This is a genomic window from Marinobacterium sedimentorum (assembly GCF_024267675.1).
Taxonomy (GTDB): domain Bacteria; phylum Pseudomonadota; class Gammaproteobacteria; order Pseudomonadales; family Balneatricaceae; genus Marinobacterium_A; species Marinobacterium_A sedimentorum.
In genome coordinates, this window is the sequence record NZ_JALDYX010000015.1 from 61551 (window position 1) to 85254 (window position 23704).

Annotated in this window: 23 protein-coding genes; 12 read left to right on the forward strand and 11 right to left on the reverse strand. The window is 59.7% G+C overall.

What is annotated here, in order from left to right; all coding sequences use genetic code 11:
* Positions 1-384 precede the first annotated feature (384 nt).
* Entirely contained in the window at positions 385-1404 is a 1020-nt protein-coding gene (mtnA, locus tag MRS74_RS13780) for an S-methyl-5-thioribose-1-phosphate isomerase (RefSeq protein WP_254580858.1), read from the reverse strand.
* A gap of 142 nt (positions 1405-1546) precedes the next feature.
* On the opposite strand from mtnA, the gene mtnK reads away from it, so the two are divergent.
* Positions 1547-2743 (forward strand): S-methyl-5-thioribose kinase, encoded by a 1197-nt coding sequence (mtnK, locus tag MRS74_RS13785; protein WP_254580859.1) that lies wholly within the window; start codon positions 1547-1549, stop codon positions 2741-2743.
* A gap of 81 nt (positions 2744-2824) precedes the next feature.
* Here the strand turns inward: mtnK and MRS74_RS13790 are convergent, their stop codons facing one another.
* Entirely contained in the window at positions 2825-3625 is an 801-nt protein-coding gene (locus MRS74_RS13790; RefSeq protein ID WP_254580860.1) for a hypothetical protein, read from the reverse strand.
* A gap of 191 nt (positions 3626-3816) precedes the next feature.
* Here MRS74_RS13790 and smrA point away from each other — a divergent pair, with 191 nt between their 5' ends.
* The 5 genes from smrA to MRS74_RS13815 all read left to right on the forward strand — a co-directional run bounded on the left by smrA (position 3817) and on the right by MRS74_RS13815 (position 10354).
* Entirely contained in the window at positions 3817-4395 is a 579-nt protein-coding gene (gene smrA, locus MRS74_RS13795) for a DNA endonuclease SmrA (protein WP_254580861.1), read from the forward strand.
* An 80-nt stretch (positions 4396-4475) separates the two neighbouring features.
* Entirely contained in the window at positions 4476-5081 is a 606-nt protein-coding gene (locus MRS74_RS13800) for a DUF924 family protein (protein WP_254580862.1), read from the forward strand.
* A 140-nt stretch (positions 5082-5221) separates the two neighbouring features.
* Positions 5222-7492, forward strand: coding sequence for a 5-methyltetrahydropteroyltriglutamate--homocysteine S-methyltransferase (gene metE, locus MRS74_RS13805; protein WP_254580863.1), 2271 nt, complete (start codon positions 5222-5224; stop codon positions 7490-7492).
* Positions 7493-7599: 107 nt separating this feature from the next.
* The gene (locus MRS74_RS13810; RefSeq protein WP_254580864.1) at positions 7600-9822 is read left to right on the forward strand and encodes a tRNA(Met) cytidine acetyltransferase TmcA; all 2223 of its coding nucleotides are present in this window, start codon (positions 7600-7602) and stop codon (positions 9820-9822) included.
* 130 nt (positions 9823-9952) lie between these two features.
* On the forward strand, positions 9953-10354 hold the full coding sequence (locus tag MRS74_RS13815; protein WP_254580865.1) for a YbaN family protein: 402 nt from the start codon (positions 9953-9955) through the stop codon (positions 10352-10354).
* Here the strand turns inward: MRS74_RS13815 and MRS74_RS13820 are convergent.
* Positions 10342-11163 carry an MOSC domain-containing protein gene (locus tag MRS74_RS13820; RefSeq protein ID WP_254580866.1) on the reverse strand — a complete coding sequence of 274 codons (822 nt, stop codon included), beginning with the start codon at positions 11161-11163 and terminating at the stop codon, positions 10342-10344. The two genes, MRS74_RS13815 and MRS74_RS13820, sit on opposite strands and share 13 nt — an antisense overlap.
* A gap of 372 nt (positions 11164-11535) precedes the next feature.
* Between MRS74_RS13820 and MRS74_RS13825 the strand changes: the two genes are divergently transcribed.
* Genes MRS74_RS13825 through ybaK form a run of 3 tightly spaced genes read left to right on the forward strand, consistent with a single transcriptional unit; the run spans position 11536 to position 13022 of the window.
* Positions 11536-11778, forward strand: coding sequence for a DUF3820 family protein (locus tag MRS74_RS13825; protein WP_254580867.1), 243 nt, complete (start codon positions 11536-11538; stop codon positions 11776-11778).
* Positions 11775-12524 (forward strand): hypothetical protein, encoded by a 750-nt coding sequence (locus MRS74_RS13830; protein ID WP_254580868.1) that lies wholly within the window; start codon positions 11775-11777, stop codon positions 12522-12524. Before MRS74_RS13825 ends, MRS74_RS13830 begins: the two co-directional genes overlap by 4 nt.
* A 21-nt stretch (positions 12525-12545) precedes the next feature.
* On the forward strand, positions 12546-13022 hold the full coding sequence (gene ybaK, locus MRS74_RS13835; protein WP_254580869.1) for a Cys-tRNA(Pro) deacylase: 477 nt from the start codon (positions 12546-12548) through the stop codon (positions 13020-13022).
* Between the two features lie 76 nt (positions 13023-13098).
* Here the strand turns inward: ybaK and MRS74_RS13840 are convergent, their stop codons facing one another.
* The 8 genes from MRS74_RS13840 to MRS74_RS13875 form a co-directional block, all read right to left on the reverse strand.
* On the reverse strand, positions 13099-14499 hold the full coding sequence (locus MRS74_RS13840) for a sigma 54-interacting transcriptional regulator (RefSeq protein ID WP_256557941.1): 1401 nt from the start codon (positions 14497-14499) through the stop codon (positions 13099-13101).
* On the reverse strand, positions 14496-15023 hold the full coding sequence (locus MRS74_RS13845; RefSeq protein ID WP_254580870.1) for a hypothetical protein: 528 nt from the start codon (positions 15021-15023) through the stop codon (positions 14496-14498). The genes MRS74_RS13840 and MRS74_RS13845 overlap by 4 nt, the downstream gene beginning before the upstream one ends.
* Positions 15013-16431 (reverse strand): sensor histidine kinase, encoded by a 1419-nt coding sequence (locus MRS74_RS13850; protein WP_254580871.1) that lies wholly within the window; start codon positions 16429-16431, stop codon positions 15013-15015. Before MRS74_RS13850 ends, MRS74_RS13845 begins: the two co-directional genes overlap by 11 nt.
* A 155-nt stretch (positions 16432-16586) precedes the next feature.
* Positions 16587-16856 carry a hypothetical protein gene (locus MRS74_RS13855; protein ID WP_254580872.1) on the reverse strand — a complete coding sequence of 90 codons (270 nt, stop codon included), beginning with the start codon at positions 16854-16856 and terminating at the stop codon, positions 16587-16589.
* A 304-nt stretch (positions 16857-17160) separates the two neighbouring features.
* Positions 17161-17451 (reverse strand): hypothetical protein, encoded by a 291-nt coding sequence (locus MRS74_RS13860; protein WP_254580873.1) that lies wholly within the window; start codon positions 17449-17451, stop codon positions 17161-17163.
* Between the two features lie 347 nt (positions 17452-17798).
* Positions 17799-18005, reverse strand: a complete 207-nt coding sequence (locus MRS74_RS13865; protein WP_254580874.1) for a dodecin — start codon at positions 18003-18005, stop codon at positions 17799-17801.
* A 49-nt stretch (positions 18006-18054) separates the two neighbouring features.
* Positions 18055-18921, reverse strand: coding sequence for a fumarylacetoacetate hydrolase family protein (locus tag MRS74_RS13870; protein WP_254580875.1), 867 nt, complete (start codon positions 18919-18921; stop codon positions 18055-18057).
* Positions 18922-19045: 124 nt separating this feature from the next.
* Positions 19046-19693: a TetR/AcrR family transcriptional regulator gene (locus MRS74_RS13875; RefSeq protein WP_254580876.1), complete on the reverse strand. Its 648-nt coding sequence runs from the start codon at positions 19691-19693 to the stop codon at positions 19046-19048.
* Positions 19694-19768: 75 nt separating this feature from the next.
* Here MRS74_RS13875 and MRS74_RS13880 point away from each other — a divergent pair, with 75 nt between their 5' ends.
* The 3 genes from MRS74_RS13880 to MRS74_RS13890 all read left to right on the forward strand — a co-directional run bounded on the left by MRS74_RS13880 (position 19769) and on the right by MRS74_RS13890 (position 23691).
* Entirely contained in the window at positions 19769-20743 is a 975-nt protein-coding gene (locus tag MRS74_RS13880; RefSeq protein ID WP_254580877.1) for a hypothetical protein, read from the forward strand.
* 805 nt (positions 20744-21548) lie between these two features.
* Complete coding sequence (locus tag MRS74_RS13885) at positions 21549-21944, forward strand: RT0821/Lpp0805 family surface protein (RefSeq protein ID WP_254580878.1); 396 nt, start codon at positions 21549-21551, stop codon at positions 21942-21944.
* Between the two features lie 37 nt (positions 21945-21981).
* Positions 21982-23691, forward strand: a complete 1710-nt coding sequence (locus tag MRS74_RS13890) for a polysaccharide biosynthesis/export family protein (RefSeq protein WP_254580879.1) — start codon at positions 21982-21984, stop codon at positions 23689-23691.
* Positions 23692-23704 lie beyond the last annotated feature (13 nt).

Consider the following 23704-nt stretch of genomic DNA (forward strand, 5'->3'; position numbering starts at 1 on the left):
AAGTCTCGCTGTGTCTATAGCGATATCTATGCCAGAAAGTAATGATGTCTTTTTAGGTGAAATAAAGTACTTATATAACAATAGCTTAAATAAAATATCTGGCTGCCGCGGCCCTGACTGAGAGCTTAATAGCGGGGGAATAGCTTCGCCAGATGTTACCTATTGGAGACAGTTGAGTCGCCTTTTCTATAAAGTACATATAATTCAGTGGCTTAGAGCGTTTGTTTTTGGCGACAGGAGACTTAAGCGCGATAAACACCTAAAGCGCTGTGGGTCGGGAAAATCGGTAGGGACAGCTAAGGGCTGGCGGGTATTGCTGGATAGTAGCTGGGAGAAAGCCAGACCGGCCGCGGGGCCGGTCTGGCTTTGGGGATAGGCGCCCGTCTAGAGGCGGCTGAGGGCGCCGGTCTCAATCTGCTGTGGTGACAGTACCTCGGTATCCAGAATCCAGCCGGTGACGAGTTTGGCCGGCGTCACGTCAAAGGCCGGGTTGTAGACCGGTGCGTCTTCCGGGCTCCAGCGCACCTTGCCGAAGCTGCCGCTGACACCCTGAACTTCAGCCGCGGCACGCTGCTCGATGGGAATCTGGCTGCCGTCCGGGCACTGCGGGTCAACCGTGGTGTAGGGCGCCACCACGTAAAACGGAACCTGGTGATACCGGGCATTGACCGCCAGTGAGTAGGTGCCCACCTTGTTGGCAAAGTCGCCGTTGGCCGCAATTCGATCCGAGCCCACCAGAATGCAGTCAATCTTTCCCTGCGCCATGAGCATGGCGGCCATGCTGTCGCAGATCAGGGTATAGGGCACCTGCAGCTGGCGCATTTCCCAGCAGGTCAGGCGGCCGCCCTGCAACAGCGGTCGGGTTTCATCCACGTAGACATGAATGCCCTTGCCCTGGCGGTGAGCTTCAGCGATGACGCCTATGGCAGTACCGACGCCAGCAGTGGCCAGGCTGCCCGTATTGCAATGGGTCAGGATACGGGCGCCGGGCGCAATCAGGGCGGCGCCATTGCGGGCCATGTTCAGGCACAGCTGTATATCTTCCTCGAAGATGCGCTCGGCGCAGCCAATCAGCGCGCCGGCGTCGTGCTGCGCCAGCGCAGCCAGCATTCGGTCCATGCAGTTCATCAGGTTTACCGCCGTGGGACGGGCCTCGCGCAAGGTGGCTGCGGCCTTTGCAAGCACGGCTGTATCGCAGCCCTGTTCGGCCAGATGAGCCAGCAGCAGGCTGGCGCCTATACCAATCAAGGGTGCACCGCGAATCTGCAGTTTGCGGATCATGTCCACCATGGCGTCCACCGAGGTGCATTCCAGCCAGTTTTCCTGGTCGGGCAGCTGGTGCTGATCCAGTACCCAGAGCTGTCCCTGCTGGTATTTCAGACTGGTGGAAATAAGGTCTTTCATGGCGAGTCACAACTGGCTGTCTTGATGAGTGCGCTACGATAGCAAAGTGACCGCGATGAAAATAGATGAAATTGCTATAAGCAAATCGCGGGCGTTTTTGCCAGAATAGGCGCTTTTACTCTGTATTTTACGGGCAGAAACCATGACCGACTGCAAGTTTTCCAGCGACGCCGAAGTAATAGCTTTCGCGCGGGACAATTCCGGCGTCTTTCAGGCCGGGGCGACGCTGGGCGTCGAAGAGATCGGCGACGGCAATATCAATTTTGTGTACCGCGTTTTTTCCGACGACGGCACCAGCGTGGTCATCAAGCAGGCGCTGCACTATATTCGCATCATCGGTGAGGGTTGGCCGTTGTCCCAGGACCGTATCCGCATCGAAGCCGAAGCGCTGCAGCAGGAGGCCGAGTTCTGCCCAGACCTGGTACCGCGGCTGTATCATTTCGATGCCGAGCGTTGTGCCATCGTGATGGAAGACATAGGCGCCCATGAAAACCTGCGCCATGCCCTGATTGCTCGAACCCGCTTGCCGCTGCTGGCCGAACAGCTGGGGCGCTTTGCGGCCGATACCCTGTTCCATACCTCGGATCTGTTTCTGGATGCGCACCGCAAGAAAGAACTGGTGGGGCGCTTTATCAATCCGGATCTCTGCAAGATTACCGAAGATCTGTTCTTCTGGGATCCGTACTGCGATCACGAACGCAACAACATCAACCCGCTGCTGTGGGACGAGGCCGAAGCCCTGTGGCAGGATGCGCCCCTGAAGCTGGAAGTGGCCCGGCTCAAGCACCGCTTTTTGACCTGCGCCGAAGCCCTGCTGCACGGTGACCTGCATTCCGGATCCGTGTTTGCCTGTGCCGAGGGCACCAAGGTGATCGACCCGGAATTCGCCTACTTTGGGCCTATCGGCTTTGATGTTGGCAGCCTGCTGGGCAACCTGTTGCTGAACCATGCCGGTCAGGCACAGCTACCTGGCTCCGAAACCGAGCGCAGCGCCTATCAGGACTGGCTGCTGGAGACCGTTACCGGCTTCTGGAATACCTTTGCCGGGCGCTTTGACGCCCTGATGGCAGAGAAGACACAGGATCCGTCGCTGAATCTGGCGCTCTATCGCGAGGCCTACCTGGCGGATCTGCTGGCCGACAGTATCGGCTACGCCGGTACCGAGATGATTCGTCGTACCCTGGGGTTGGCCCACGTTGCCGATCTGGAGTCGATTGAGGATCCGCAACAGCGCGCTCTGGCTGAGAGCCGGGTGCTGAAGCTCGGCCGTGCCATGATCATGCAGCGCGGCCAGTTCGGCTCTATTGATGCGCTTATTGCGTTCGTGCGTGCGAACTGAGGCCCATAGCTGAGCCTGTTGGTGACACCGGCGGCCCCTGGGCCGCCGCTGTCACAAGGCAATCTGGATGCCGCCAGGCTGCTAGCGACGCTCTGACATGAAATGATGATAGATCTGCACCAGCTCGTCTTCGGTGAAGGTCACCACCACCAGTTGCTGGCCTGGATGGATCAGGTCCGGATTCTGCCCCACTAAACCCTGCTCATAGTTGTAGATATAGGTTTCGCGGACCTTGTCATCCAGCACCTTGCCCAGAAAGGAGCTGCGCTTGTCCTGCAGCCGCTCGTCGGCATCCCGGGGAATGGCTACCTGGATGGAGCCGCCCGCCTGGGGCAGTTCCAGCCCTTGCGCAAAGGAGGTGATCAGGCCGCTGTTAAGAATGCCCCAGAGCCCGTCCTTGTCCAGCTCATTCACTGAATGGATGTAAAAAATCTTGCCATTGGCCAGTTCCGGATTGCTGAGCAACTCCTGCAACGTCACTTGTCCTGCGAGCTGGGGCAGGGTGCCGCTGGACAGTGCCTGCTGCTGGCTGCCGGCATCATCGCGCTTGATGGACGGGCGCAGGTCCACGGCATAGGCCGTTGCAGCGGCGGCATCAATCAGGTCTGCATTGAGTTCCATTTCCAGTTCGATATTGTCCGACAGCACCTGGTTTTCAGGCAGCAGCAATAGCTGATTGGCGCTGACAAAGCTGTTGGCCTGACCTATTTCAATCGGCTGGTCGGCATTGGCGGTGAGCTGCTCTATATGGGATTGGGCCTGCTGGCGTTCCTGGTCGCTGATAACGACCTCGGTGGGCTCGGTGGAGTCCTGGGGGGCAAGAAACAGCCAGGCGGCGGTAATGGCCAGCGCTACGGTCACAATCAGTAGCAGTCGTTGCATCGGTGTGGTTCCCCTCTTTGCTGACAGACTAGGTTACAGGCAGATAAGGGCGCAGCTCGTCGCGACCACTGTAGAACAGATCGCACTGGGGCGAAAGTCTCGCTGCGGGGCTGGAAATCGGGGGGCAGGTCCTTGTTATACTGATCTGCCCTGTGCCCCGCAGGTTCTGTTACAACCTTGGAGGAATGCCGATGGCCGGTTCAGACCCGAACAGCGACTTCGATCAGTTGATGCAGCGTGACGGCGTTGCGCCCATTCGCAGCAGTCCGCGGGCGGATACAGGCCGGGCACCGCTGCCGCCGGCGGTTATAACGGCCAGGCGCCGGGCGGCGCAGGGTCACCCGGATGGCCTGGGGCTTGAAATCCTGCAGCCGATCGATCCTTATGATCCCCTGGCCTGGAAACGCGATGGCGTGCAGGATGGCGTCTATCGCAACCTCCGTCTGGGGCGCTACCGTGCCGATGCGCGGCTGGAGCTGCTACGAAAAACCCTGCCCCAGGCACGGGATGAACTGCGCAGTTTCCTGCGCGAATGCCTGACCCACGGCATCCGTACCTGTGTCATCAGCCATGGCCGCGGGCGTCACAAAGACGATGCCGCCAGCCTTATGCGCAGTGCCCTTAACCAGTGGCTGCCATCACTGGATGAGGTGCTGGCGTTTCATTCGGCGCCGACACAGCAGGGCGGGTTGGGTGCGCTTTATGTGATGCTGCGCAAGAACGAGGCGCAGCGTCAGGACAACTGGGAGCGACATCAGAAACGCGGCTGATAATCCGGCTGCGCTCGCCCCGGGCCCCGCTATACTTTTGAGTCAGGCAGACTGGCTGTGGCAATGAAGTGGAGTAGGTCATGACAGAGAAGATCGAGGAGGTGCTGCTGTTCTGGTTCGGGCCGCTGCAAAATGGCGTTGCCTGTGAATCGAAACAGCGGCTCTGGTGGGAGGGGCGAGAAGAGGATGATCGCCAGCTGGATGAGCTCTTTGGCGCTCTGGTGCGTCGCGCCATGCGTGGCGAACTTGACGCCTGGAGCAGTAACCCGCGCGGGCGACTGGGGCTGATTCTGTTGCTCGATCAGTTCAGCCGCAGCATTTACCGGGGCACGCCCGATGCCTTTGGCGGTGATGCCAGGGCGCTGCAGAACTGCCGCCAGGGCATAGCGCTGGGCCACGACCTTGCGCTGGAAACCGCTGAAAGGCTGTTTTTCTACATGCCGCTGGAGCATGCCGAATCGCTGGAGGCGCAGAACCTGCATGTGGCCCAGCTGGAGTCCCTGCGTCAGAGTCTCAATGGCGCGCACCGCAGTCTGCTGGACAATGCACTGGATTTTGCCCATCAGCACCGTGACCTGATCCTGCGTTTTGGCCGCTTTCCTCACCGTAATGATGCCCTTGGCCGGGCCTCGACGGAACAGGAGCTGGCCTACCTTAATCAGTCGCACCGGCGCTGGGGTCAGTAGAGCAGTCGTTGGTTGTGGTGGCGCTGTAAATTTTAAAATGAATTAAATTCAATAAAATTAGAAAATACATCAATTTAACTAATTGTCATGCTTCGTCATAATGCCTGCCACTTCAACGGCTGCATCAAGGGATGAATTCAATGGCAACCACTCATACACTCGGCTTTCCCCGTATTGGCGCTCAGCGCGAGCTCAAGTTCGCCCTCGAATCCTACTGGAACGGCAGCAGTACGCGGGAGCAGCTGCAGCAGGCGGGCAGCCGCATTCGCCAGCAAAACTGGTCGCAACAGCAGCAGGCGGGCCAGGCGCGGGTCAGCGTGAACGACTTCTCGCTGTATGATCAGGTGCTGGATCATTCCTGCCTGCTGGGGGTCATCCCGGCGCGTTTTCAAGATGGATCAAGCGATGCCTTCGATACGGCCTTTCGCATGGCCCGTGGTCGGGCACCATCGGGTACGGCGGTACGTGCCTGTGAAATGACCAAATGGTTCGATACCAACTATCACTATCTGGTGCCGGAGCTCGAGGCGCAGCAACGTTTCACTTTGTCGCCTGACAAGCTGCTGGCCGAAATTGCCGAAGCCAGAGCCTGTGGCTTTGACGTCAAGCCGGTGCTGATCGGGCCTGTGACCTACCTCTGGCTGGCAAAGTCCGCGGGTGAGAGCTTTGATCGTCTGCAGTTGCTCCCCGCATTGCTGCAGGCCTACGGCGAGCTCTTCGAGGTGCTGGCACAAGCGGGCGTGGAATGGCTGCAGATCGATGAACCCATTCTGGTGCAGGAGCTGGAACTGAACTGGCAGCAGGCGCTGCAGCATGCCTACCAGGCCCTGTCCGGTACGCCACTGCGACTGTTGCTGACCACCTATTTCGGTAACCTGGGGGATAACCTCAATCTGGCGCTGTCCCTGCCGGTGCAGGGGTTTCATCTGGATGCGGTGCGCGGCGGGCTTGAGTATCGTCGTGTGCTGTCTGAACTCGCTGATGATCAGGTACTGTCGCTGGGTGTGGTGGATGGGCGCAATATCTGGAAAACAGACCTGTCGGCGCGGCTGAACGAACTGAAGCCTGTATCAGAGCAACTGGGTGATCGCCTTTGGCTGGCCAGTTCCTGCTCGTTGCAGCATGTGCCTGTGGATCTGGCCCAGGAGACGGCCTTTGATGCACAGTTGCGTAACTGGATGGCCTATGCGGTGCAAAAACTTGATGAGCTGCAGCTGCTGGGAACGGCACTGAATGGCGGCAATGTTGCCGCGGCCCTGGCGGACAATGCACTGGCTCTGGCGGGGCGGCGCAGCTCTGACCGGGTGCACCGCGAGAGCGTCAGGCAGCGCTGCCAGCGGCTGTCGCTCAAGGATGGCGAGCGGGGTCTTGAATATGCGCAGCGAGCGCCACGTCAGCGCGAGCGCCTGCAGTTGCCGGCCTTTCCCACCACGACCATCGGCTCTTTCCCGCAAACGCCGAAGATTCGTCAGACCCGTGCCAGCTACAGGCGTGGTGAACTGACCGAGGCGCTCTATGTGGCCCGGATGCAGGCCGAGATTGCCGACTGCATCCTGCGTCAGGAAGCCTGCGGGCTGGACATGCTGGTGCACGGTGAAGCCGAGCGCAATGACATGGTCGAGTACTTCGGAGAACTGCTGCAGGGCTATGCGGTCAGCCAGAATGGCTGGGTGCAGTCCTACGGTTCTCGCTGCGTCAAGCCGCCGGTGATCTACGGTGATGTCTACCGCGATGCCGCCATGACGGTGCAGTGGAGTCGTTATGCCCAGTCGCTGACCTCTAAACCGGTCAAGGGCATGCTCACCGGGCCTGTGACCATGCTGCAATGGGCCTTTGTGCGGGACGACCAGCCGCGGCAGCAAACCTGCCTGCAGGTGGCGCTGGCCCTGCGCGACGAGGTCTGCGAGCTAGAATCCGCCGGTATCGCCGCCATTCAGATCGACGAGCCTGCGATTCGCGAGGGCCTGCCCCTCAAGCGCAGCGAGTGGGATCACTACCTCGACTGGGCCGTCTATGCGTTTCGCGTTTCGGCCTGTGGTGTGGCGCCTGAAACCCAGATCCACACCCATATGTGCTATTCGGAGTTCAACGGCATTATCGAGGCGATCGCGGCCATGGATGCGGACGTTATTACCATCGAAACCAGCCGCTCGAACATGACGCTGCTGGATGCCTTTATCGACTTCGAATACCCCAGCGAGATAGGGCCGGGTGTCTACGATATCCACAGCCCCAATGTGCCCGAGGTGGCGCAGATGGAAGCGCTGATGAAAAAGGCCGCCGAACGTATACCGGCCGAGCGTCTGTGGGTCAACCCCGACTGCGGTCTCAAGACCCGTGGCTGGGAGGAGGTCGGCCCGAGTCTGGAGAACATGGTGGCGGCGGCAAAGCGCCTGCGCGGCAATATCTGACGCAGGCCGCTGCGGCGATGCGGGGGTAAAATCGGTACACTGTGGGACCAACGCCGGGCGGCCACAGGCTACCGGCGCTTCTGTCCCCTGTTTGCCGGAGCCCCTTGATGCCTGAAAAGCTGCAATCCCCCCCAGATGCCACGCCCGGAACCCGCGGGCGCCAGCTGGTATGGCTGCAGGGTGATGCACTCTGGGCGCAGCAACAGGCCGCTGTACTGCTGGCGGCCACAGCTGCGCAGCAGGTGTTGTGGATTGGACAGGAGGCGCCTGCGCCTTTCGAGGCGACCGAGGCGCCTCGGGTGCAGCGCTGGCTCGGGCGTGAAACCGATGCCGTGGTGCTTGATGCCTGGGCGGGGTTCAACCCCAATGCCTTTGGCCAGAGTGTCGGTACCGTGCGCGCAGGCGGAGTGCTGTTTCTGCTGACACCCGCCGCCGCGCCCTGGAGCCGGTTTGATGACCCCGAACAGCAGAACCTGGCGACCTTGCCCTACGACTCCACTGATGTGGGGCACCGCTTCGTACAGCATCTGATACGGGTGCTGCAGGCCGACGGCCAGGTGCTTTCTCTGCTGCAACTGGCCCCGCAGGAATTGCCTGCGGGGCATTTTTCTTCTGTTCATGCGCTCGTAGCCAGGCTGCTTGCCCTGCAGGCGAGCGCTGCCTCTGAAATCACTCCTTTGCGTCGCTGTGTGCCGCCTTTTCGCAGTCAGGATCAGCAACAGGCTGTGGCCGGGATCCTTCAAGCGCTCAACGATGCCGTGCCGCTGGTGCTGACGGCGGATCGCGGGCGCGGCAAGACGGCGGCCCTGGGCCTGGCGGCAGCACACTGGCTGGAGCAACAGGGCGGTGACATTCTGGTAACGGCCCCATCCCTGGCTGCACTGGATGCGCTTTTCGAGCGCGTGCAGGCGCAATTGCCGGGCGGGGAGCTCAAGGGCGGCTGTTACCGCCATGCACGCGGCTCGGTGCGCTATATGGCACCCGAGCGCCTGCTGCAGGGTGATACTGCGCTGTTCGCCCAGGCTCAGCTGCTGCTGGTGGATGAAGCCGCCGCTATTCCGGCGCCGGTGCTCAGTGGCCTGCTGGCGCGTTTTGGTCGCATTCTGTTCGCCTCCACGGTGCATGGATATGAAGGCACCGGGCGCGGCTTTGCGGTGCGCTTTCGCCGTGAGCTTGAGCGGCGGGCGCCGGGCTGGCGGGCGCTGAGCATGACAGAGCCCGTGCGCTGGAGTGCCAATGACCCGCTGGAGGCGCTGTCATTTCGCATGCTGTTGCTGGATGCCGAACCCGCGGAGCCTACAGCAGTGCGCCATTTGTCGGCGGCACAGCTGGCGTATCGGCGCCTGGATCGTGATCAGCTGCTGCAACAACCGGCGCTGCTTGAGCAGCTGTTCGGCTTGCTGGTGCTGGCGCACTATCGCACTACCCCTGGCGATCTGCGTATCCTGCTGGACAGTCCCAATCTGTCGGTCTGGGTTGCCTGCGGCCAGGGTCAGCTGGTGGGGGCCCTGCTGGTGGTCGAGGAAGGCGGTTTGCCGGCAGACCTTGCCGCGGCGATTCACGATGGCTACCGGCGCCCGGCCGGACACCTGATCCCCCAGGCGCTGATTGGCCAGGAGGGTTTGCTGGCGGCGGCGCCGCTGCGCTGCCTGCGCGTGATGCGCATCGCGACCCACCCGGCGCTGGAGCGTCGCGGCATTGCCAGCGCCCTGCTGAGTGAGCTGGCGAGCTGGGCGCAGCTGCAAGGTCAGGATGGCGGGCGTCCCGTCGACTATCTTGGCACCTGCTTTGGCATTAGCCAGGATCTGCTGGGCTTCTGGCGACACAATGGCTACAAGGCCATCCGTCTGGGCACTACCCGTGATCCGGTGGGGGGCACCTTCGCCGGCATTCTGGCGCAGCCGGTCAGCGAGGCGGGGACAGAGCTGATTCGCGTGGCGCGTCAGCGTCTGCGTACCGGCCTGCTGCACCAGTTGCCGGCCCCGCTGGCGCAGCTGGAAGCGGATCTTGTGGTGGCTCTGCTGCCAGATGCCGACGTGGAGCTGGCAGATTTTGAACGCGCCGAGCTCGACGCCTTCGCTCTGCACAAGCGTGCTTTTGAGAGCTGCGAGCCGGCATTGTGGAAGCTGTGCAGCGCAGGGCCAGAGCACTGGCAGCGTGCGGGTCTTAGGCCGCAGGAACAACGTTTGCTGGTGCGCAAGCTGCTGCAACGTCACAGCTGGGAGGTTCTAGCCGCCGACAGTGATGGCGGGCGACGCCTGCTGGTAAGGCAGCTGCGAGAGGTTACGAGGCAGTTGCTCTGTGCCTCGTCGATGGGCATGATGAGGTAGCTTGAATCTGGCCGGTGCTTTGCGGTGGCAGCCAGGTTACCCGGCGGGGCAGTGGCGGGAGCAACGAGAACAACGGAAATAACGGCAATCGACAGGACGGACATGCCTGTTCGTCTGTCAGGAGGGGTGGATGCGGCCAGGCGTGGTGCGGGGATTCTATCTGGTGGCCGGGATGCTGGCGCTGTTGCTCGGCGTCATTGGCGTTGTCCTGCCACTGCTGCCGACCACGCCTTTTGTCATTCTGGCGGCATTCTGCTTTTCACGCAGTTCCGAGCGGCTGCACCAGTGGCTGCTGAATCAGCGGCTGTTCGGGCCGCTGATCCGTGACTGGGAAGCCCATGGCGTGATTCCGCTGCGCATCAAGTGCCTGTCCACGACCATGATGCTGGTGCTGATCAGCTATCCGATGCTGTTTCGTGATTTCGATTGGCGTCTCAAGGCGCTGGCCGGCCTGTCCATTCTCTGTGCACTGCTGTACATCTGGAGCCGCCCGTCGGTGCCGGCACCAGGTGCCTCCCGTCAGAGTGCCTGACTATTGGCCGGCCACAGCTCCAGTATTTCGACCTCCATGCCCACTTCCAGCACGGCTTCGTTCATCGGCACCAGATTCTGCCCGAACAATACCTGACCCTTTTCACCACGGCGGTATTTGGCCAGGGTGCGCAGCGGCTGCTGCTGCGGGTTGGCTAGCGCGGTTTGGCTATCCAGATTGACCATTACGCAACGGGAACAGGGCTTGACGAACTCCAGTTCCAGACTGCCGATGCGAATGCGCTTCCAGTGATCTTCCGCATAGGGCTCGCTGTCGGCGATGACGAGATTGGGGCGAAACTGGCCCATGCTGAGCGGGGTTTCGCAGCGGTGGGCAAGATCCTGCAGTGAGCCCTGACCTATCAGCAGCAGTGGATAACCGTCGGCGAAGGCCACAGGGGCGTCGGGGTTGAGTGCGGTAACGCGCCTCGAGGCTGATCCGAAGTAGAGCAGCTGGCAGGGCATGCCCAGATAGTCGCTGAACCAGCGATCCGCCGCCTCGCTGCATTGCTGGCCCTGCACCTCATCGTCCCAGACCTGAACGGGCTGGTAGCGGGTCGAGAACTGGCTGTAGCTTAATCGCATATCTGCGCAGCCTGTGGCGCTCAGTATAAGACCCTCGACGCAGGGCGTGGCGCGCACGCGCAGCAGGGCAGGGTGCTTGCGGGCGGTGAGGAAGCGGCCGCGGCTGTCGGTCAGTATAAAGCGCCGATCGAAGGCAAGGCCTTCGCGCTCCACAAAAGCGCGCTCAAGGCGCAGACCTGCGGTCGATTTAATGGGGTATATATGCAGGTCGGACAAGTACGGCATCGGTCTTCCTTGGGCTGGTTGCACTAGGGTGGCTTGCTGATGATGGGGTCAAGACAGGTGCGCAGCGGCGCGTCCTGACTGGATCTGGCAATAAGATAATCCTCACCCCTGGGGTATTCAAGGTCGACAAATTCGATTCGATCCTGCAGCAGAGCGCCATCGGCATGGCGTCATTGCATCTCGCAGTGTAGCCGGCGCCTACAGGCGAGCTCAAAACCGTCCTGTACTTTACAGTTGATGGGCGTGTAGGCATGGGGTGACCCGCCTGTGCGGACAGTATAGGCTGGTGCCGCTGGCTGCAGAAATACTGTCGGCAGTGGATTTTGCAGTACCGCTATAATTGACACAGATGCGCAGAGCCAGAGGAATAATATGAACCTTGACCCGCAACAGCTGGTAAAAATTGCCAATATGAAGATGCCGTTTGGCAAATACAAGGGGCGGGTTTTACTGGATCTGCCTGAGCCCTATATGGTGTGGTTTGCCCGTGAGGGCTTTCCCGGCGGGGAGCTTGGGAACCTGCTGCGCATGCTTTACGAAATAAAACTCAATGGGCTGGAGGCGGTGGTTGAACCACTGCGACGCCAGCACCGGGGAGCAAATCGTGAAACTTGATTATCTGTTTATGCCATTGCGGATATCGGGGCCGGTGGCACCATCGATTCCAATACGCTGCAGTCGCCCATTATCGGCTTTATCTTTTCCAACAAGGGGTTGATGTACAACCTTACACTGGAAGGCTCAAAATTCACACGGATGAACAAATGATGCGAATCAAGGCAGTACCTGTTGTTTTGTTGCTGGCGGCATTTTCGGTATCGTTCTCGGTACCGGGCTTGGCGCAAAAGCCGGAATCCCAAGAAGATAAAAAATACGACAAAAAGCACGACAAAAAATACGACAGCCAGGCGGAGATAATTTCGGGCAAAAAGCACGAGCGTGCGGATGAGCAAAGGCATGAAGTACAAGGTACAAAAAGCCAGAGCAGTTATCTGCTCGCGCCCCTGGCGGGGCAGGATCGAGACTATATACGCCAGTATTTGCGCACCGGCGATGCCGGCTTCTCGGGTGAATCTGACGGCCAGGGCAAGCACAAGTCGCTGCCGCCTGGCCTGCAGAAAAAGCTCGATCGAGGCGGTGAGCTGCCCCCTGGCTGGCAAAAGAAGGTCGCCCGCGGTGAGGTGCTGGAGCCCGATCTGCGCCGCCATGCACAGCGCCTGCCCGCCGATCTGAATCGGGGCCTGCACGGCTATGATGCCGGCACCGAGCTTTTGTTGCTCGAAGATCGTGTTGTGCGTGTCGCCACTGGCCAGGGTACGGTGCTGGATGTAATTGATATTGCTGATATATTGGTGCGCTAGTCACCTGTAACGGACACTGTCATGACACCGGCGATCAATGCGGCGAAAAAAGCCAACATCAGTTTTCAGGTTCACGAGTATGTCCACGATGCGGCGGCGCCGTCCTATGGACTGGAAGCCGCGGATGCGCTGGGTCAGTCGCCCCGGCGGGTGTTCAAGACCTTGCTGGTGGCGCTTAATGGTGACGGTCGTCGCCTGGCGGTTGCGGTGGTGCCGGTATCCGGCCTGCTGGATCTCAAGGCGGTGGCCACGGCGCTGAGGTGCAAAAAAGTCACCATGGCTGAGGCGCAGGATGCGGAACGCACCAGTGGTTACGTCGTGGGGGGGATCAGCCCGCTGGGGCAGAAAAAGCGCCTGCCAACGGTGCTGGACAGCAGCGCCCTGACATTTCCCAGCATCTACATGAGCGCGGGCCGGCGCGGGCTGGAAATCGAAATGGCGGCCACTGATCTGATTGCGCTGACCAGCGCGGTCACGGCGCCCATCGGGCGGGATTAATGGCGCCTGCAGCACGTTTACCCGTTCGGAGTCTTAGTACTCCCAAGCCTGCTTTTCACGCCATATACATAACGTTCTAGCTTATCTTGCGGGCGGCCACACGGCTGCTGTCGCGGCTCTCTACCCTGTTGCTGTTGTCGCCTGGCTTGAAGTCACTCGCTTCCAGGCTGTGGCGGTTTAGCAGCTTGTAGAAATCGGTACGGTTGCGCTGTGCGATACGTGCCGCGTGGGTCACATTGCCCTCGGTAATGCGCAGAACCTTGATGAGGTAGCGGCGTTCAAAATCGGCCCGGGCCTCGTTGAACGAAGGTACCACGCGCTCCTGATTGGCCAGCGCCTGGGAGACCAGGCCTTCGGACACAATGGGGCTGTTGCTCAGCGCGACGACCTGTTCGAGCACGTTTTCCAGCTGGCGCACGTTGCCGGGCCAGGCAGCCTGGGCCAGCAGATGGATGGCGCCGGGTGAAATGCCGCGTACCTTGGGATTGTGGCGGTCCGATGCCTTGCTTAGAAAGTGTCTTGCCAGCAGCGGAATATCTTCCGGGCGCTCGCGCAGGGCCGGCAAATCCAGATTGACTACGTTCAGGCGGTAATAGAGGTCTTCCCTGAACTCCTGTGCCTCTATGGCCTGTTCCAGGTTGCGGTGAGTGGCCGAAATGATGCGCACATCAATCGGCACGCTCTCGGTCGAGCCCACGGCGCGAACGGTACGCTCCTGCAGTGCCCGCAGCAGTTTTACCTGCAGCGGCTGGGGCATGTCGCCAATTTCGTCCAGGAACAGGGTGCCGCCGTGGGCGGCCTGAAACAGCCCCCGGTGCTGGGTGATGGCACCGGTAAAGGCGCCCTTGTTATGACCAAAGAGTTCGGACTCCAGCAGTTGTTCTGGCAGCGCGCCGCAGTTGATGGCGACGAAAGCCTTGCTGGCGCGGCGGCTGGCCTTGTGAATGGCCTTGGCAAAGCACTCCTTGCCACTGCCGCTGGCTCCGGTAATCAGCAGGCTGACGTCGGATTCGGCGACACGCTGCGCCTGCAGTAACAGGGACTCTATGGCGGGGCTGGTACCAATGATGCCGGCTCGCCATTCCTGATCCTGGCGGCGTGCGCTGGACTTGAGGGCAGCGCGGACAGTGTCCAGCAGCTGGTCACGGTCGATGGGCTTGGTCAGGAAGGCATAGACGCCACGCTGGGTCGCCGATACGGCTTCGGGGATCGAACCGTGGGCTGTCATGATGATGACCGGCAGATCCGGCCGTCGGCGCTGTACCTGCTCAAATAGTGCCATGCCGTCCATATGATCCATGCGCAGATCGGTGATGATCAGATCCACAGTATCGCCGGACAACAATTGCAGGGCTTCCTGGCCGCTTTCGGCGGTGCTTATGCGGTAGTCCTGTGCCTGCAGACGCATCTTGAGCAGCTTGAGCAGTGCACTGTCGTCATCGACGAGCAGGAGGTGTGGCGTTCTGTTCATGATCATAAATCCTTGCGTTGACGCGTGATCTCTTGTTCCAGATCCGTGAGCGCTTCTATCTTGCGTGTTAGTTCAGTGATCTGGGCATTTTGCTGCTGAATCTTGGCACTCTGCTGCTGAATCTTGGCACTCTGCTGCTGTATCAGGCTGTGTAGCTGCTGGCGTGGTTCCAGCTGGCTTTTCTGGATATCAAGGTAACGGTCTGCGGTGCAGTCGGCACTGGGGTAAAGCGGCAGGCTGGTCAACAGACGGCGGCCCTTGCCGAACTGCTCGGCACTGGCCATGGGGCTGGTGAGCAGCAGCGCCTCGAGCGCCTTGTCATTGCTCCTAATCGCCTGTGCCAGTTGCTGCTTGCGGGCCCGGTCGCTCTGGCTCAGGTAGCGCTGCTGATGCTGCAGCAGGTCGGCCAGTGCATCATTACTGACATAGCAGGCTGGTCCCAGGTTGCTGGCCGCTGGCTGCAAGGTCTCGGGTATCTGGCAGCCGAGCAGGCTCAGCAACAGGGGTGCGGCCAGCAGATTACGAGGCATGGCTGTCATTCACCGCAGGTAACATGATTCTGAACACCACTTTATGATCGGCATTGTGGGCAAGGTAGAGTCTGGCACCTAGAGCTACGGCGGCGTCATGCGCGACGCTCAGGCCAATGCCCGAGCCCTTGAGGGGCCCTCGGCGCCGATTTTTTCCCTGGAAAAAGGGTTTGAAGATCTGATCGATTTCAGCGGCCGGAATCGTTGGGCCGCTGTTGCCTATATCAATATGCATCTGGCCATCCTGTATCTGATAGCAGACACTGAGTTTGCCCTGTTCATCCCCGTAGTAAATCGCATTTGAAATCAAATTGCTGAGAATTCGATGCAACATGGCCCGATCGGTGGGCCACTTGGCGTCTTTTGTCGGCCGCTGCAGCAGAATCTGTTTTTGCTCAAGCAACAGCTTGTGCGGATGCAGTGCTGCATTCAGGCAGCTGTCCAGACTGGTGCTGCGCACATCCAGTGGCCCTGGTTGCTGCAGTCGGTTGTAGTCCAGCAACTGCTCAATCAAGGTTTGCAGCTCAAAGCTGTTGCGTTGAATCAGCTCAATGATCTCGCGTTGGTTATCCGTGAGCGGACCTGCGACTTCCTCCGCCATCAGGTCTGAACCTTCGCGCAGCGTGGTCAGTGGCGTTTTTAGCTCATGTGAAATATGGCGCAGAAAGCGCTGCTTTTCCTGTTCGAGCTCGTTTAGATGATCACCCAGCCAGTCGAGCTGGGCGTTCAGGTCAACCAGCTCGCGTGGCCCGCGCAGCGGTGCCGTGTTCTGTGGCTGGCCGTGACCGAGGGCGCGGATGCGGCCAATCAGCTGGCTGACCGGGCGACTGATGCGCAGGCTGAAGAACAGCATCAACAGCGCCGAGACTGCAATCAGTATCGCCGCCAGCAGCCAGAGCGCCTGCTGTGTGGTACGGGCCTGAAGATCCAGTTCGGCGAGTCGCTGCTCCAGCTGAAGGTTGCTTGCGCTAATCAGCTTGCCGGTCAGCAATGCCAGCTGCTCCAGCAGTGGCAGTCCGATTTCACCGTTCTGTGCCTGTTCGATCAGGCCCAGGGTTTCCTGCAGTGAGGGTATGACCGGATTGCCTCTGAGCAGGAAGCTCTGAATATCCAGCTGATTGCGGTAATCACCTATCTGCTCCTGCTGGCGCGTGCGGATGTCGCTGCGCTGCAAAATGGCGTATTGGCGCGCCGAACGCAGTATGTCCTCCGCCAGCACGTTGAGCTGCAGGTTGCGCTGACTGATCTCCAGCGACAGACGCGCTTGCTCGCGGCCTTGGCGTGCCTGCTCGACAAGCTCGTTGCTGGCTTGCAGCAGGAGTACGCCCAGGGGCGTGACGACCAGCAAAAATGCCAGCAAGATCAATTGCCTAAGGGAACCGGCGCGCCAGCGATGTGTCGGGGTCATAGGGCGGTTCCGAAGACTGAACAAGAAGGCAGTATTATCTATCAAATGAAATCTGTCGTTAAGCACAGACGCTAGCAGCCTGTCGGGCTTTTCCGCAGTAGATCAGTGTTAAGTCCGACAGGCTGCTAGGGCCGGGCGCTGTTGGCGATCTGTGGCTAGACGCGTACCGAGTCCAGCTCCTGCGGGCTCAGGTAGCCATCCAGATCCAGATCCATGCGATAAAACTCCTGACCGAGGGTTTTGTCCTGGCGCGCCTCGAGAAAGCTGAGCTTGCCATCAGCATTGCGATCAAGCTGGTAGAACACCGGCATGGAAATCCGCGGCTGAGCCGCTGGCATCCTTTCGGTGGCTGCGGCCGGGTTTAGCGGCAGCCAGAGTGTTAGCAGTGTCAGGGCACTGGCCCCAAGGGTGGTCGTGATTTTCATCCAGGCTTTCCCTGTCGGTGGAAAGAATCAATACGGCAATACAATATACATGCCTGATATCAATAAATATAATAAAAACAATAAGTTAAGCTTTGTCCTCGGATTTTTGCCGCCATCCGGGGCTGATGTCGTTGATAGATGTCTGTATTGGTGTCTCCATATACCGACCATTAGCTGTAGTACAGGTATAATTGTTTAAATATCAATGTCTTATGGTGTATCTTTATGGAGACAGTCGGTATCAAATGGCTAACGGCGAGCCTTGTCGAACTGCGCTGAGCCGCCAGGGATCGGTGCTGCCAGCTCAGGCAAGGTTGCCAGGTATCGGGCTGGCTATACCGCGGTCGTCAATGGGACGGTTTGTGCGCGGTGGCAGCGCGATATGTGCGCTATCTTCGGTCAGGCGGGAAGGGGTGTCACCCAGATAGGAGGGGGCTAATAGAGGCTCGGCAGGTTGGTCGGGCAGGGGCGAGGATTGAATCCGGGACTCAATATCCACCGGCTGAACCGGGCCCGGTTTCAGAGCCTCATTGGCGGCGCCCAGAGTTGCGGCGGCCACAATAATACCGCACAGCAGCAGGACAGAATTATTCACGGTTGCACTCCTTGTCAGATAGGTCGGGGCTGGTCTTGCCCGCGTTGGTGTATCTGAATACAAGAGTCGTGCCACTTTAATTTATTTGTTTAAAAACATATAGTTACTGATGTTATATGCGGGTTTGTAAGCACCGCTGTAGCATTTGGGTTACTGCTTGCCATGAAACTGTCACTTTTCGGTGACGGTTTTGTGTTTTAATCCTAAAAATACAATAAAAACAGTAGGCTAGCGGTCGTCAGGCGGCGACGGCAGCGACCGGCGTTGAGGTAACTGGGTCTGATGCGGTGCCGGGGAGATCCCGGCACGGCTCTGTTGCTGCGGTTGTCATGGCAGGCCGGGGGCTATTAGTCGAGCCGGAAGCCGATTTTGACGACAACCTGGTAGTGCGCGACCTTGCCATCCTGGATGTGGCCGCGCATTTCCTTGACTTCGAACCAGTCCAGATTCTCCAGCGATGTAGCAGCCTTGTTGACCGCTTTCTTAATGGCATCGTCATAACCGACGGTGGATGAGCCCGCGACTTCTATCAGCTTGTAGACATGTTCTGACATGGGGATACCCTCGCTATTGGCGGCCGCACTAACTGGCGGCTGTCCTTAATTAATAGCAGTGGGTGTCCGGTTCTTCGATGATGGGGTTGCACAATTCGCCTATTCCTTCAATTTCTACCCGTACCCGGTCGCCCGGCTTCATATAGCCCCGTGGCTTCATGGCGACGCCCACACCGGAACTGGTACCGGTGGCGATGATATCGCCGGGCTCCAGCGTGCAGACAGTGGAGAGGGTTGCGATAAGCTGATAACAGTTAAAAATCAGGTGGCGAGTATTGCTGTGCTGGCGCAGTTCGTCATTGACCCAGGTACGCAGCTCAAGATTGTGCGGGTCAATGGCGTCGCTGGTTTCAATCCAGGGGCCGATGGGGCCATGGGTATCGAAGGATTTGCCCAGCGTCCAGGTGGGGGATTTGACCTGCCAGTCCCGCACAGAAACATCATTGGCAATGGTGTAGCCGGCAATAACGCTGGCTGCCTTGTCCAGTGGAACATGGCGGCAGCGCCGGCCGATGACGATGGCCAGCTCGCCTTCATAGTCGAGCTTGTCGGAAATGCGGGGTCTGTGAATCGCCTCGCCCGGGCCTATAACGCAGCTGGTCTGCTTGTTGAATATGGTGGGGAATTCCGGTGTGGCCAGGCCTGTCTCGCGAATGTGGTCGGCATAATTGAGACCAACACCGAGAAATTTGCCGGGGCGGGGCACCGGGGCCAGCAAGCGGACCTGGTCCAGCGCTATGACGGCGCGGGGCTTTGTTGCGAGCTGCTGCAGGCGCTGCAGGGCGGGTGCCCCTGCTGTCAACAGTGCGATCATGTCGCCGGGTAGCATGGGGTCCGCGGCGGCATCGATGATGTGGTCATCGATCAGGGTGCCGACGGACTGACGGCCCTGGTGTTCAAAGGTGATCAAGCGCATGAGCGGGCTCCAATCTGGACGGGTGACTTTGGCTGAGGCCTTGGCTGAATGGCGGCAGCCGGTACTTCACCGTGACTTGTTCTCCAAACCGAGCCTGGCGATCTAAGAAAGCAGGCGGCAGTGGTCAGGCGTGAAGGGTGTCAGTGTGCGCAGTGGAGGGCGCTGATGCAATACCGTCGGGAGTGCGGGCGGGATTCAGCACCAGCAGCAGCTGATGGATAATGCCATCGTACACTGCGGCCTGAGGGCGTTTTTTGCTCATGACGCGCAGCCCCCAGACGCCGCTCATCAGAAACTGACCCAGGGTCGAGGCATTGGTATCGGTTCGTACCTCGCCGTTGTCGATGGCACGTTGAAGGGTCGTTGCAAGGTGCTGTTCGATGCGGTTCAGGTGCGCACTGATGCGTTCGCGAATCTCGTCATCCTGGGAGCCCATTTCCAGCAGGGTGTTGACCATCAGGCAGCCGCGCCCGTCCCTGTCGTCTATCAGTTCCTGGCGCAGGCGGCTGAACAGGGCTTCAATGCCAGCCAGCGGTGTGGCTGCTGCAATGAGCTCTGCCTCAATCCGGGCCAGGCGATTGCCGGCGTAGGTGTCGATAATTTCGAGAAAAAGATCGCGCTTGCTGTGAAAGGCCCCGTACAGAGAACCGGGTTTGAGTTTGGTGGCCTGCACCAGGGTATTGATGGAGGTCGCGCCATAACCGGAGTGCCAGAATACGTTCATCGCAGACGATATGACTTCGGCGCGAACAAATTCAACCGGTCTGGCCATGGGTGTGTTCTCCACATCAAATGCGGCTATTATCGGTAACCTCATGGAACATTCAACCTAAAAGTAACATTTAATATGCGTATTTTACGTGCAGGTGCAATCTGCCTGCTGTCGGCGGTCGTTTTCGTTGCAGGTTGTGCCTTGAATCCGGGGCCTGCGGATGGCGTCGAGCTGCACTTCTACCGCGGAGAAGTGACTCCCAATGCTGGCGCCTGGGAGATGCGGCCCTGTTATTCACGCCGCAGCCGGGTATTGATCGATCCCCAGGGGGTGCTGGCGGCACGCTACGCTGAGCAGGCGGTATTACCGGGGCTGCCGCTCTATATGGAGCTCAGGGCCAGTGCAGACGGTGAGGTGCAGCAGCTGCTGCTGGTCGGTGGCGACAGTCGGGCCTGTGCTGCGGAGCTTGATGGCATTTTTCTGCGTGCGGCCGGCGCGGCGCCGGACTGGGCGGCGGATTTGTCGGGTGACAGGCTGGAGGTGCGGGATCAGAGCCGGCGTATTCGCTTTCGCTTCAGGGTGGCGCAGGAGACAAGCTGGCGTGGTGATGGGTTCTGGAGCGGCAGCCTCAAGACGCCGGATGGCAAGAGTCGCGATGTGGAACTGCGCCTGACGGAATCCCGCGCCAATGATTCCGGCTGTCGGGATGAATCCGGCGTCTGGTATGGCCTGAGTGTGGACATGCGGATGGACGGACGTCGTTACCGGGGCTGTGGCCGCTACGGTGATCTGACCCGTGCGGCACTGGCCGGCCGCTATTCCCGTGTGCTGGTGTCCGGAGAGGGGCCCCAGCGCACCACGGCCCTTGAATTGAGCGCAGAAGGGCACGCCAGCCTGACGCAGGATATGCACGATGGTACGCCCGCAGTGCGTCGTGATGGCAGCTGGCGCTGGCTGTCTACGGGTAAGCTGATGCTGCATTTTATTCAGCGTGATGGCCAGGATGAGCAACAGCTGCGCCTGTTCAGCCGCCAGCCCGATGGCACCCTGGTGCAGGAAGGCAGGGTGCCTGAATCTGAAGGTCCAGGCTTGCGGTTGTCCCGCGACTAACCTCAAAAACCCTGGCAGCTAACCGGTGGGCGACGGGCTTTTTGCTGCTCTTTGCGCTGGCGTTTGTCGAGCGGTTGTGAAATGGGTGGGCGCTGTATGAACAGCTGAAATAGTGTGTCTGTATATTGTTCGACGATGGTTTCTTCAGTGCGGCCTTGCAGGCTGGCGTGACTGAAGGGCTCTGGTGGTCCTGGGTGCGCGTGCAAGTGCTGTACAAGCACTGCACAACTGGGGCCTGATACCCGCTGAGATGCGCGCGGATTTAGGACTGGTGCCTATAGCCAGGCGGGGAAAAGTCTGAAAAAATGCCCGGCCTCTCGCGTTGCCGGGAAGTCGTGGTGTCGGTTTGACCGCCGCGGGGTGTTACAAAAATCGAATTTAGCCGGGGCGTTGAGGATAGCCCGACACACAACCTTCGGGCGGTAGCGTGTCTGGCGCATAACAGGCTTGGCTGGCGCGGGCTGCACTGCGAAACGCGCAGCTGTCGCCGATTAGCGCCAATAAATCAGTATCTTGAGCTGCCAGGCGCTCTTGTACCTGTCTTGTGGCTGCCTGCTGCCGGGTAGTGGTATCCTTGGCGTCGCTCGGTACTCGTGTTGAGCTTCAATTGCGGTCGGGAAAGCATTGAGTCATGTGTAGCGACCGGCCGATGAGACATGCACGACTGACTCCGTTCTGTAGGAGCAGCAGGAATTTTGACTGTTGGGCAGCGCTTTCACCTGCACTTTTTAGTTTAGTTGCCAATCTGAATGCGCCGACGAGTCCGATATATATAAAAGTGTATATAAAGAGGTTTCTGTAGCAGATGTATCGAAATATAGAGAACTTCGCCAAACTGTCGGTCGGGGCGCTGGCGGTTGTCGTCCTGGCCGGTTGCAGCGCATGGGGCGGTGGCAGTGAGTCTGCCTACGCGGGTGGCGTTTCCCCGGCCTCGAAGGGGCAGGCGTTGTCCGCCGAGGTTTCTGCGTTTCTGGCACAAAGTGCCGATTACTCGACCCAGGCTTTCGCGAACACCTACTGGGGCGAGAGCGTCGATGTGACAGCCAACGAACGCTACTTTGCTGCCAGCGGCCGCTATTGTCGTGAAGTGGCAATCAATACCGCCACGGGTGCCCAGTCGAGTCGCTGGCTGACCTGTGAGACAAACAAAGGCCAGTGGGCCGCCGTGCGCCCGCTCAGTTCCCCCCTGGCCGCTCAGTGATCTATAGCCACTCAGTACAGCGAATGGAACTCTTGCAATGAAATCTGTTGTTTATCGTAGAATCACCACGCCGTTCGTGTTTGCTGCCATCTTGAGTACGGTATCGTCGCTGGCAAGCGCTATCGGTTTCGAAACCTCCGTGCTTCCCGAGAGCGAGCAAGCCCAGGTCATTCCTGAAAAGGTTGATGATCAGGTGAAGACAAACTGGCGTACCGGCACCTATGCCGCGCCAGCACCGCTCCCGCCTGCAATGGCTGACAGTACCGAAATTCGCCCGTTTGGCGCCGACCTGTTCACTGGCGGCTTTCGCGGTGTGCGTGCCGATGGCCTGAACTCGACCTACCGGCTGGTGCCTGGCGATCAGATTACGCTGCGCATCTGGGGTGCTGTTGAATTCGAACGTGTGCTGCCGGTAGATGCGCAGGGCAATATCTTCCTTCCGGCCATTGGCCCTGTGATGGTGCAGGGGCTGACCAACGGCGAACTCAACAGCCGTGTTACCAGGGCGGTACGGTCGGTTTACCCGGAAAATGTCCAGGTCTATACCAACCTGCAGGGCGTGCAGCCCGTGGCCGTGTTCGTCACCGGCTATGTGACGAATCCCGGTCGCTATGCCGGCACCCCCAGTGATTCACTGCTGTATTTTCTTGACCAGGCCGGCGGCATCGATGCCCAGCTGGGCAGTTACCGGCAGGTGACGGTCTTGCGTGACAAGAAAGTGATCGCCAACGCCGATCTGTATGATTTCCTGCTTAATGGCAACATGGCACGGCTGCAGTTCCAGGACGGCGACACCGTCGTCGTGGCAGAGCGGGGGCCGGCGGTAACAGTGACCGGTGATGTGGAGCGCAGCTATCGCTACGAACTGGCGAACGACCGCATGAACGGTGCCGCGCTGCTGGATCTGGCGCGGCTGAAACCGGATGTGTCCCATGTGCTGCTGCGCGGCGGCCGCACAGACGGGCCCATATCGCTGTACTACTCACTGTCCGAGTTTCCACAACAGACGCTGAATAACGGCGATGAAGTGCTGTTCAGTGCCGATCGGCGTGACGAAACCATAGTGGTGCAGCTCGAAGGCAGTTACTACGGGCCTTCGCGCTATGCGTTACCCAAGAGTGCCCGCCTGAATGAACTGCTTGATGCCGTGGCCGTGCCGCGTGATCTGACCGCGGTACAGAGCATTTCCCTGCGCCGGGTAAGCGTGGCGGAGCAGCAGAAACAGGCCTTGCAGGAAAGTCTGCGTCGCCTGGAAACCACTTACCTCGGTGCGCCGTCCGCGACGCCGCAGGAGGCACAGGTACGGGTGCAGGAAGCCGAGCTGATCACCCAGTTCGTGGCGCGTGCCTCGCAGGTTGAGCCCAGTGGCCGGCTGGTGGTGGCACATAACGACCGTATCACCGATATCCGCCTGCAGGATGGCGATGTCATAACCCTGCCGGAACTCAGTGACTCGCTGCTCATCAGCGGTGAAGTACTGGTGCCGCAGTCCGTCGTGTTTACCCCTGGCGTCTCGGTCGAGGGGTACATCGAAGGGGCCGGTGGTTACACCCAGCATGCAGATGACGACCACATTCTGGTCGTGCGCCAGAATGGCGAGGTGCGCGACGCCAACGACGTCGACCTGCGACCGGGTGATGAGATCCTGGTACTGCCGGCCGTACCCACCAAAAACCTGCAGTTGGCCACCAGCATTTCCCAGATCATCTTCCAGATCGCCGTTGCCGCCAAAGTCGCACTGGATTGATCTTGCAGATCGA

Coding starts and splice junctions, on each gene's coding strand:
- mtnA (WP_254580858.1), bottom strand. CDS start 1,404: ATGAAAGACCTTATTTCCACCAGTCTGAAATACCAGCAGGGACAGCTC.
- mtnK (WP_254580859.1), top strand. CDS start 1,547: ATGACCGACTGCAAGTTTTCCAGCGACGCCGAAGTAATAGCTTTCGCG.
- MRS74_RS13790 (WP_254580860.1), bottom strand. CDS start 3,625: ATGCAACGACTGCTACTGATTGTGACCGTAGCGCTGGCCATTACCGCC.
- smrA (WP_254580861.1), top strand. CDS start 3,817: ATGGCCGGTTCAGACCCGAACAGCGACTTCGATCAGTTGATGCAGCGT.
- MRS74_RS13800 (WP_254580862.1), top strand. CDS start 4,476: ATGACAGAGAAGATCGAGGAGGTGCTGCTGTTCTGGTTCGGGCCGCTG.
- metE (WP_254580863.1), top strand. CDS start 5,222: ATGGCAACCACTCATACACTCGGCTTTCCCCGTATTGGCGCTCAGCGC.
- MRS74_RS13810 (WP_254580864.1), top strand. CDS start 7,600: ATGCCTGAAAAGCTGCAATCCCCCCCAGATGCCACGCCCGGAACCCGC.
- MRS74_RS13815 (WP_254580865.1), top strand. CDS start 9,953: ATGCGGCCAGGCGTGGTGCGGGGATTCTATCTGGTGGCCGGGATGCTG.
- MRS74_RS13820 (WP_254580866.1), bottom strand. CDS start 11,163: ATGCCGTACTTGTCCGACCTGCATATATACCCCATTAAATCGACCGCA.
- MRS74_RS13825 (WP_254580867.1), top strand. CDS start 11,536: ATGAACCTTGACCCGCAACAGCTGGTAAAAATTGCCAATATGAAGATG.
- ybaK (WP_254580869.1), top strand. CDS start 12,546: ATGACACCGGCGATCAATGCGGCGAAAAAAGCCAACATCAGTTTTCAG.
- MRS74_RS13840 (WP_256557941.1), bottom strand. CDS start 14,499: ATGATCATGAACAGAACGCCACACCTCCTGCTCGTCGATGACGACAGT.
- MRS74_RS13845 (WP_254580870.1), bottom strand. CDS start 15,023: ATGCCTCGTAATCTGCTGGCCGCACCCCTGTTGCTGAGCCTGCTCGGC.
- MRS74_RS13850 (WP_254580871.1), bottom strand. CDS start 16,431: ATGACCCCGACACATCGCTGGCGCGCCGGTTCCCTTAGGCAATTGATC.
- MRS74_RS13855 (WP_254580872.1), bottom strand. CDS start 16,856: ATGAAAATCACGACCACCCTTGGGGCCAGTGCCCTGACACTGCTAACA.
- MRS74_RS13865 (WP_254580874.1), bottom strand. CDS start 18,005: ATGTCAGAACATGTCTACAAGCTGATAGAAGTCGCGGGCTCATCCACC.
- MRS74_RS13870 (WP_254580875.1), bottom strand. CDS start 18,921: ATGCGCTTGATCACCTTTGAACACCAGGGCCGTCAGTCCGTCGGCACC.
- MRS74_RS13875 (WP_254580876.1), bottom strand. CDS start 19,693: ATGGCCAGACCGGTTGAATTTGTTCGCGCCGAAGTCATATCGTCTGCG.
- MRS74_RS13880 (WP_254580877.1), top strand. CDS start 19,769: ATGCGTATTTTACGTGCAGGTGCAATCTGCCTGCTGTCGGCGGTCGTT.
- MRS74_RS13885 (WP_254580878.1), top strand. CDS start 21,549: ATGTATCGAAATATAGAGAACTTCGCCAAACTGTCGGTCGGGGCGCTG.
- MRS74_RS13890 (WP_254580879.1), top strand. CDS start 21,982: ATGAAATCTGTTGTTTATCGTAGAATCACCACGCCGTTCGTGTTTGCT.